Below are 8,368 nucleotides of genomic sequence, written 5' to 3'. Positions count from 1 at the left end.
GCCGGCGGTTTCGCTGCCCGGCGCGGTCTCGTTCAACGACGCGGTGTCGGCCGGCCGTGGCCAGAAGTTCACCAAGCCGGCGATCGGCCCCGAGAGCGTCGCCTTCCTGCAATATACCGGCGGCACCACCGGCGTCTCCAAGGGCGCGACGCTGCTCCACCGCAACGTGGTGGCGAACGTGCTGCAGAACGACGCCTGGCTGCAGCCGGCGCTGGCCAAGCCGCCGCATGTCGACCAGTTGTTCATCGTCTGCGCGCTGCCGCTGTATCACATCTTCGCACTGACCGCGTGCTACCTGCTCGGGATGCGCGCCGGCGGCGTCAACCTTTTGATCCCGAACCCGCGCGACATCCCAGGCTTCATCAAGGAGCTGATGAAGTATCAGGTCAACAGCTTCCCGGCCGTCAACACGCTGTACAACGGCCTGCTGCACGCACCGGGCTTCGACAAGGTGGACTTCTCCAAGCTGAAGATCTCCAACGGCGGCGGCATGGCGGTGCAACGACCGGTCGCCGAAGCCTGGCTGAAGCTGACCGGCTGCCCGATCGCCGAAGGCTACGGCCTCTCCGAGACCGCGCCGGTTCTGACCTGCAACCCGGCGACCGTCACCGAGTTCAACGGCACCATCGGACTTCCGATGCCGTCGACCGAACTGTCGATCCGTGACGAAGAGGGCAAGGAAGTGCCGTTCGGCACCGCGGGCGAAATCTGCGCCAAGGGCCCGCAGGTGATGTCCGGCTATTGGAATCGCCCCGACGAGACCGCGCTGGTGATGACCGCCGACGGCTTCTTCCGCACCGGCGACATCGGCATCATGTCGCCGGACGGCTTCACCAAGATCGTCGACCGCAAGAAGGACATGATCCTGGTCTCGGGCTTCAACGTCTATCCGAACGAGGTCGAGGAAGTGGTCGCGAGCCACCCCGGCGTGCTGGAATGCGCGGTGATCGGCGTGCCGGATTCGCGCACCGGAGAAGCCGTCAAGGCGTTCGTGGTGAAGAAGGACCCGGACGTCACGGCCGAGGACATCATCAAGTTCTGCCACGGCGAACTGACCAACTACAAAGTGCCGCGCCAGATCGAATTCCGCACCACGCTGCCGAAGACCAATGTCGGCAAGATCCTGCGCCGCGAACTGCGCGACGAGAAGAAGAGCAATCAGGCGGCGGCGTAAACGCCTGCCCGTCTCTTGCCCTCCACGTCATTCCGGGGCGCGGCCGAGCGGCCGCGAACCCGGAATCCCGCAGTTATCGTGCCCGTTTCGGATTCCGGGTTCGCTCGCTGGCGCGAGCGCCCCGGAATGACGGCGTTGACGCGTGGAGCGTGCGCAGTCGCCGCCCCGGCACAAACACCTGACTGATCCCGCAATATTGTCACTGTCATGCGCGCGGGCTAGAAACCATTCGCACAACAGGGAGAAATGACGATGACCATCAAGGTTGGCGACCGGCTGCCCGACGTCCAGTTTCGCGTGATGACCGCGGACGGCGTTCAGGTGAAGAGCACCGACGATATCTTCAAGGGCAAGAAGGTGGCGCTGTTCGCCGTTCCGGGCGCTTACACCGGCACCTGCCACAAGATGCATCTGCCGAGCATCTTCCTCAACGCCTATGCGATGAAGGACAAGGGCGTCGACACTATCGCGATCGTCTCGGTCAACGATGCCTTCGTGATGAACGCCTGGAAGCGCGATACCGACCAGCGCGACGAAGCGGTGTTCCTCGCCGACGGCAATGCCGAATTCACCAAGGCGATCGGCATGGAGATGGACGGCTCGGGCTTCGGCCTCGGCACCCGCTCGCTGCGCTATTCGATGCTGATCGAAGACGGCGTGGTGAAGACGCTCAACCTCGAGCCGAACCCCGGCAAGGTCGAGGTCTCCGGCGGCGACACGCTGCTCGGGCAGTTGTGAGCTGATAGCGGGCGCCCTTCGCCCCAACGACCAACGTCATCGCCCGGCTTGTCCGGGCGATCTCGTATCGCAGGGCGTTCGTAAAGAACTAACAGGCTCTCTGGGATACTGGATCACCCGCATGCGCGGGTGACGACGACGGTGAAGCGATTACTTCACCCGCGACTTCGTCCGATTTTCCGCGAGCCCGTCGCGCGCCAATTGATCGGCGCGTTCGTTTTCGGCGTGGCCGGCGTGGCCTTTCACCCAATGCCAGCGGACCTGGTGGCTCTTCAGCGCGCCGTCGAGGCGCTGCCACAGATCGACGTTCTTGACCGGCTTCTTGTCGGCGGTCTTCCAGCCGTTGCGCTTCCAGTTGTGAATCCAGCTGCCGATGCCGTTCTTGACGTATTGGCTGTCGGTATAGAGATCCACCGTGCACGGCCGCGTCAGCGCTTCCAGCGCCGAGATCGCCGCCAGCAGCTCCATGCGGTTGTTGGTCGTTTGCGGCTCGCCGCCTTTGAGCTCTTTTTCGGTGTCGCCGAATTTGAGGATGGCGCCCCACCCCCCGGGGCCCGGGTTGCCGGAGCAGGCGCCGTCGGTGTGGATGATCACCGGCCTGACTGCGTCCTCGCTCACGCCACCGCTCCTGCGATCTCGACACCATAGTCGCGAATTCCGGCGACATTCTGCTGGAAGCGCAGCTTGCGGACGTATTCCATCGGATCCTTCGGCTTCACCAGCGCGCCCTCCGGCACGTTGAGCCAGTCGACCAGGCGGGTGAGCAGGAAACGCAGCGCGGCGCCGCGGGCGAGCAGCGGCAGCGCGGCCTGCTCGGCGGCATCGAGCGGGCGTATCCGTGTATAGGCGCTGAGCAGCGCCTGCGCCTTGGTGACATTGAAGGCATGATCGGCCTCGAAGCACCAGGCGTTCAGGCAGATCGCCACGTCGTAGGCCAGCAGATCGTTGCAGGCGAAGGTGAAGTCGATGATGCCGGAGACGTCGTCGCCGATGAAGAACACGTTGTCCGGGAACAGGTCGGCGTGGATCAGCCCCTGCGGCAGATCGGACGGCCACACCCCGCTTTCCAGATAGCTCAGCTCTGCGGCCAGAAAATCGCGCAGGCCCGGCTGCACCTCGTCGGCGCGCGCTTCGGCGGCGGCGAACAGCGGCCGCCAGCCGGCGACCGACAGCGCGTTCGCCCGCTTCATCGCAAAGCCGCGGCCGGCCAGGTGCATCTTGGCCAGCGCCTCGCCGACGCCGGCGCAATGCACCACCGAGGGCTTGCGCGGCCACACCCCGTCGAGGAAGCCGATGATCGCCGCCGGACGGCCGGCGAGCGTCGCCAGAGACCGTCCTTCGCGATCGGCGACCGGCTGCGGGCAGTTGATGCCGTTTCCGGCCAGATGCGTCATCAGCGACAGGAAGAACGGCAGATCGTCGCGGGCGACGCGCTTTTCGTACAGCGTCAGGATGAAGTAGCCGCGCGAGGTGTGCAGCAGGAAGTTGGAGTTCTCGACGCCTTCGGCGATGCCCTTGTAGGACAGCAGATCGCCGATGTCGTAGCGGCTCAGGAAATCCGCAAGCTCGTCGGCGGCGACGTCGGTGTAGACCGCCATGGCATGATCCGATCAGAAGGAAAAATCTGGCGGCTTCCTAGACCAAGACGGGGCGCGATGAAAGGGCGCCCCGGTGGAAGTCCCCGCCCTGCCGGACTTATTCGGCAGCGTCCGGGCGCAGCACGCGCGGCACCGGGAAGAACTCGTTTTCTTCCGCCGCCGACACCGTCTCGACCGACAGATCGAAGCGCTCGGCGAAAGCGCCCATGATCTCCTCGACGATCACCTCCGGGGCGGATGCGCCGGCGGTGAGCCCGAGCGTCTTGATGCCCTCGAACTGGCTCCAGTCGAGATCGGAAGCGCGCTGCGCCAGCACCGAGACCTTGCAGCCCTCGCGCTCGGCGACTTCGCGCAGACGCTGCGAGTTCGACGAATTCGGCGCGCCGACCACGATCATGGCGTCGACCACCGGCGCCACCTTCTTCACCGCCGCCTGACGGTTGGTGGTGGCGTAGCAGATGTCCTCGCGGTGCGGGCCGGCGATGTTCGGGAAGCGCTCGCGCAGCACCGCCACGATGCCGGCGGTGTCGTCGATCGACAGCGTGGTCTGGGTGACGAAGGCGAGGTTGTCCGGGTCCTTGGGCTGATACGCCGCAGCGTCGGCCGCGGTTTCGATCAGCGTCACCGCGCCGGGCGGCAACTGGCCGAGGGTGCCGACCACCTCCGGATGGTGCGAATGGCCGATCAGCAGGATCTCGCGGCCGCGCTTGAAATGGATCGCCGCCTCGCGGTGCACCTTGGTGACCAGCGGGCAGGTGGCATCGATCGAGAAGAAATTGCGCTTGACGGCGTCTTCCGGCACCGATTTCGGCACGCCGTGGGCGGAGAACACCACCGGGGCCTTGGTGTCCGGAATCTCTTCCAGTTCCTCGACGAAGATCGCGCCCTTGGCGCGCAGGCTGTCGACCACGTATTTGTTATGGACGATCTCGTGCCGGACATAGACCGGGGCGCCGTACATCGCCAGCGCCCGCTCGACGGTGTCGATCGCCCGCACCACGCCGGCGCAGAACCCACGCGGCGAACAAAGGACGATTTTCAGGGGCGGTTTGGCGAGCATTTGCAACGATCCGGGGGCCTGGGCGCCGTGCAGAACCGGCGGAAAACGGACGCACGCCATCGGCGCTGCGCATCGGACGAACGGTGTAGGAATTGGGCCGGGTTTGCGGCACTGTCAAGGCCGGATCACCTGCACTTTAGCAAGGCTCCTTGCGCGGCGAGCCCCGGACAGCATATATAAGCGGCAATTCCCGTCATCCTCGACGACCCGCCTTGCCTCAGGACGAATCCGGAGGGGCAAGGGACAAAGGAGATTTGCCATGAGCAACGCACCGCTGATGCCGAAGGCCACCGCCGTCTGGCTGCTCGACAACACGGCGTTGACGTTCGATCAGGTCGCCGACTTCACCAAGATGCACGTCTTGGAGGTCAAGGCGATCGCCGACGGCGACGCCGCCCAGGGCATCAAGGGCATGGACCCGATTTCGACCGGCCAACTCACCCGCGACGAGATCGAAAAGGGCGAAGGCGATCCGGATTACCGCCTGAAGCTCGCCGAGAGCAAGGTGGTGCTACCGCAGGCCGCCAAGAAGAAGGGCCCGCGCTACACCCCGGTGTCGCGCCGCCATGAGCGCCCGAGCGCGATCCTGTGGCTGGTGCGCAATCATCCGGAGCTGAAGGACGCGCAGATCATGCGCCTGGTCGGCACTACCAAGACCACGATCGCTTCGGTGCGCGACCGCACCCATTGGAACGCCGCGACCCTGACCCCGATGGACCCGGTGACGCTCGGCCTGTGCTCGCAGCTCGACCTCGACTTCGAGGTGCAGCGCGCCGCCAAGGAAAAGCCGATCGACCAGCAATACGGCGGCGCCACCCTGCTGCCGGCCTCCGAGACCACCCGCAAGGAAGCCGAATACGAAGCCGCGACCTCCGGCAAGAGCCAGGACGATCTCGACGTCGACGCCGTGTTCGCCAAGCTCAAGACCATCGGCGGCAAGAAGCACGACGACGAGGACGAAGACGGCGGCTTCTGAGCCGCCCGCCCTCACGGTCATCGCCCGCGCAGGCGGGCGCCCCAGTATTCCAGAGCACGCGTTGCCGACCGCAGACTCTCTGCGATACTCGATCCTCCGCCTTCGCGGAGGATGATGGCCCCAGCGCGTTGCGGCTCCGCACCCAGCATCAGCGCAAAGCGTCCTCCCCACCATCACCGTCATCGCCCGCGCAGGCGGGCGAACCTGGATTCCAGAGCGCGCGTTGCTGACCGCAGGCTCTCTGGAATACTCGATCCTCCACTTGCGCGGAGGATGACGGACCGGGTGCGTTGCGACTCCGCAGCCTGCATAAGCGCAAAGCACCCTCCCCACCGTCATCGCCCGTTCCCCGGCTTGCGCCCATCGCGCATCCGCTCGCCGTGCTGCAGCCGCGCCAGCGCCTGATCGCGGCGGCGGCGCTGCAGGTTGATGTACAGCGTGTCGATCATCTTCCACTGCGGCTCGGTCGGCGGGTCCATCGGCACGACGGCGCAGAGCATCGGCGTGCGGCAGCCGCGCGCCCGGCGGCAGTCCTTCACCGGGCAGCGCTTGTGCGCCTGCGCTTGATCTGCCAGCGCGCGCTGCAGCGCGCGGCGTGCCGCCAGCATGTCGATGTCGAGCCAAAGCTGCGCCCGCTCGGCGCTGGCCTGCTGCTCGAGCGCATCCAGCCGCGCGTGATCCCAGCTGAGGTGTTCGGTCGGCCAAGTCGGCATCGCTCCCTCCTGATGCTGATACCAGCGGGCGCGCGCATGCGGCGGCGTTGCCCGCAAAAGCCTTGCGTGAGTGGTGGGTTCAGGGGGCCTCCGGTCGGCCATCGGGCCGAGGGAGGTGGAGCGCCGAAAGACGCGCCTTTGGTAGGACCCGCGGCCTCATGCCTCGGATCGCCGAAGCGCGAGCGCCGCGGAAACGTCTTTCGACGCTCCACCGTGGCGACTTTTGACTGAAGGACCGTTCTTCCGGGACACGGCGAGCTTGCGGGCTTTCCCCGGCCTCTACCGTACCCGTCCAGCCTCTGTCGCGGCGGCCGCTCGTAGTAGCGGCGGACGGCGACCCTCAGCCTCCCGGAGGTACAGGGCGACGTCCACCCCACACCCGCAGGCGCCACACCCCGCCCCGCGACGACCAGCGTCCCGGCAACGCGCCCCTCGATGGGGCGGGATGAATGGGAATATAGTCCTGTGTCGGATTCTGTCAAGCCCTAGACAGAAGCTTTCCTTCGGAAGCAAGCTCACGTCGTGCATTCTGAATAAAAACTTGCGTTAGATCGAAAAAATTACCCCTTGGATCACTTTCCTTACCATGCGCATCAATAACATAACTGCATATCTCTTTCGCGGCATCGACGACCTCCGGTGACGACACCAATTCGATCTCGGCTAATTTGCAAGTAATCACACTGAATGAATCGGCTTTAACATTCTTAACATCGATACTCTGAAGAGTTTGACGATTAGCTTCAGCTAGAAACTCCGCATACAACCTCTGTTTCATAGAAACCCCTTCTCGCCGAATATTCAACTCTAACTCATACCTCTTCATACCCTTCCCGACGGCGTAACTTAGCAATCCAGCAAGAGCTGCTACGGAAGCAGTAGAGATGAAATTTAGCAACAGGTTGATTGAATCCGACATCACGCCCCCCCCAACTGTCAAACGACTCGAAATTCCCTGAGAACGCGGAGGCGACATGGACAATTGACCTATTATTCTGCGTCCAACGCCCTCAACGAAGCGACCATCAAAGACCTTCGCAAGGCCCCAAGAAGCGAAAGACCTTCATCCGACAAGCCAACCCTTTTCGCGTAAGAAGCTACCTCGGAATTTTCGTTGAAGACGAGAGCTAGGCTTATAAAGGCTGCCGCTTCAGCACGACGTTCACTATTCGATTGCGCCTGAATTAGAAGCGGCATCCTGTTCATACATACAGAGAACACTTCCCTCAGATTATGTCTGGCAAATTCGACCGACCCGGCCAAACGCTGAATTTTGTTCGATTCAGTGGTACGCATCTCATCCTGCACCCAGCTTTGTTCTGCCGGAGTATTTGTTGGAATATTGGAGATTGTAGACTTACAGAATGAAAAGACTAGACTCGCAAACCTCGCGCGTCCGACTGAGGTATAGTCAGGATTGAAGATGAATTGAAACAGCACCCTTGTCGGCGCCGGCGACGATGTCGTTTGAGCGGACGCCGCCGTGGATATGGCCACCATTACCAGTACGAGAACCTTTAATAAGCAGCTTCCAGACTCTTTCATCTTCAATTACCTCGATCTCTGAGATAAACAACGTGACATGCAATGCTAGGCGCTTGAGTAGCATCACCTCCTGCGTGAGCAAAGATAGCCTGGATGAGTGAAGCGGCATCCAGGTTTGGTGCTCTCGCATATTGCAGCGCTTATGAAGACTCCAAACTGGATGTCAGATCGTTCGACGGCCCCATCCTCGCAGACTCGATACGCAAAACCGTCCTGAGAATCCGAATTTACATTCTATCTCCACGTCATTCCGGACGCGCGCGGAGCGGGAGCCTGGAATCCATACTCACAGGGGATGCTGTGAGGGCGCGGCGTTGCATCGCTGGGCCAGACCGCAAACGACGGTGGTTCTGGATTCCGGGCCTGCGCGCCCGAGGCGCGCATCCCGGAATGACGGGGGAGAGGACGTCGTTTCGCGATGCTCTGGACATGAGAAGTGACCGCCCCCGCGTCGGTGCCACGCACTGACAGTCTGGAGGACGGATGAGCGCAGCGTCATCCGCCGCCTTCATTGACGTCGCCGCTCGGCGGGTTACGCCTTCGGCTAACCGGCCCTACGCGCTG

The 8,368-nt window shown here is 63.3% G+C and carries 9 protein-coding genes; 3 read left to right on the top strand and 6 right to left on the bottom strand.

The window, feature by feature from the left end:
• Both DY468_RS20805 and DY468_RS20800 read left to right on the top strand, forming a co-directional pair.
• Nucleotides 1–1,174 (top strand): AMP-binding protein (locus DY468_RS20805; protein WP_164606950.1); only part of this gene is annotated, 1,174 nt, incomplete at its 5' end.
• A gap of 252 nt (nucleotides 1,175–1,426) precedes the next feature.
• Complete coding sequence (locus tag DY468_RS20800) at nucleotides 1,427–1,912, top strand: peroxiredoxin (RefSeq protein WP_164606948.1); 486 nt, start codon at nucleotides 1,427–1,429, stop codon at nucleotides 1,910–1,912.
• Between the two features lie 150 nt (nucleotides 1,913–2,062).
• On the opposite strand, the gene rnhA is transcribed toward DY468_RS20800, so the two are convergent.
• The 3 genes from rnhA to ispH all read right to left on the bottom strand — a co-directional run bounded on the left by rnhA (nucleotide 2,063) and on the right by ispH (nucleotide 4,570).
• On the bottom strand, nucleotides 2,063–2,530 hold the full coding sequence (gene rnhA / locus DY468_RS20795; protein ID WP_164606946.1) for a ribonuclease HI: 468 nt from the start codon (nucleotides 2,528–2,530) through the stop codon (nucleotides 2,063–2,065).
• Nucleotides 2,527–3,510: a homoserine kinase gene (locus DY468_RS20790; RefSeq protein ID WP_164606944.1), complete on the bottom strand. Its 984-nt coding sequence runs from the start codon at nucleotides 3,508–3,510 to the stop codon at nucleotides 2,527–2,529. Before DY468_RS20790 ends, rnhA begins: the two co-directional genes overlap by 4 nt.
• 97 nt (nucleotides 3,511–3,607) lie before the next feature.
• The gene (gene ispH / locus DY468_RS20785) at nucleotides 3,608–4,570 is read right to left on the bottom strand and encodes a 4-hydroxy-3-methylbut-2-enyl diphosphate reductase (RefSeq protein ID WP_164606942.1); all 963 of its coding nucleotides are present in this window, start codon (nucleotides 4,568–4,570) and stop codon (nucleotides 3,608–3,610) included.
• Between the two features lie 259 nt (nucleotides 4,571–4,829).
• Between ispH and DY468_RS20780 the strand changes: the two genes are divergently transcribed.
• The gene (locus tag DY468_RS20780; protein WP_164606941.1) at nucleotides 4,830–5,546 is read left to right on the top strand and encodes a DUF1013 domain-containing protein; all 717 of its coding nucleotides are present in this window, start codon (nucleotides 4,830–4,832) and stop codon (nucleotides 5,544–5,546) included.
• A gap of 335 nt (nucleotides 5,547–5,881) precedes the next feature.
• Here the strand turns inward: DY468_RS20780 and DY468_RS20775 are convergent, their stop codons facing one another.
• The 3 genes from DY468_RS20775 to DY468_RS24835 form a co-directional block, all read right to left on the bottom strand.
• Entirely contained in the window at nucleotides 5,882–6,259 is a 378-nt protein-coding gene (locus tag DY468_RS20775; RefSeq protein ID WP_164606939.1) for a hypothetical protein, read from the bottom strand.
• 478 nt (nucleotides 6,260–6,737) lie between these two features.
• Nucleotides 6,738–7,178 (bottom strand): hypothetical protein, encoded by a 441-nt coding sequence (locus DY468_RS20770; RefSeq protein WP_164606937.1) that lies wholly within the window; start codon nucleotides 7,176–7,178, stop codon nucleotides 6,738–6,740.
• Nucleotides 7,179–7,670: 492 nt separating this feature from the next.
• Nucleotides 7,671–7,868, bottom strand: coding sequence for a hypothetical protein (locus DY468_RS24835; protein ID WP_246701070.1), 198 nt, complete (start codon nucleotides 7,866–7,868; stop codon nucleotides 7,671–7,673).
• Nucleotides 7,869–8,368 lie beyond the last annotated feature (500 nt).

This window comes from Rhodopseudomonas sp. BR0M22 (assembly GCF_010907035.1).
GTDB lineage: Bacteria > Pseudomonadota > Alphaproteobacteria > Rhizobiales > Xanthobacteraceae > Rhodopseudomonas.
The sequence above is the reverse complement of the archived record's forward strand: the minus strand, read 5'-3'. Positions and strand labels throughout refer to the sequence as shown.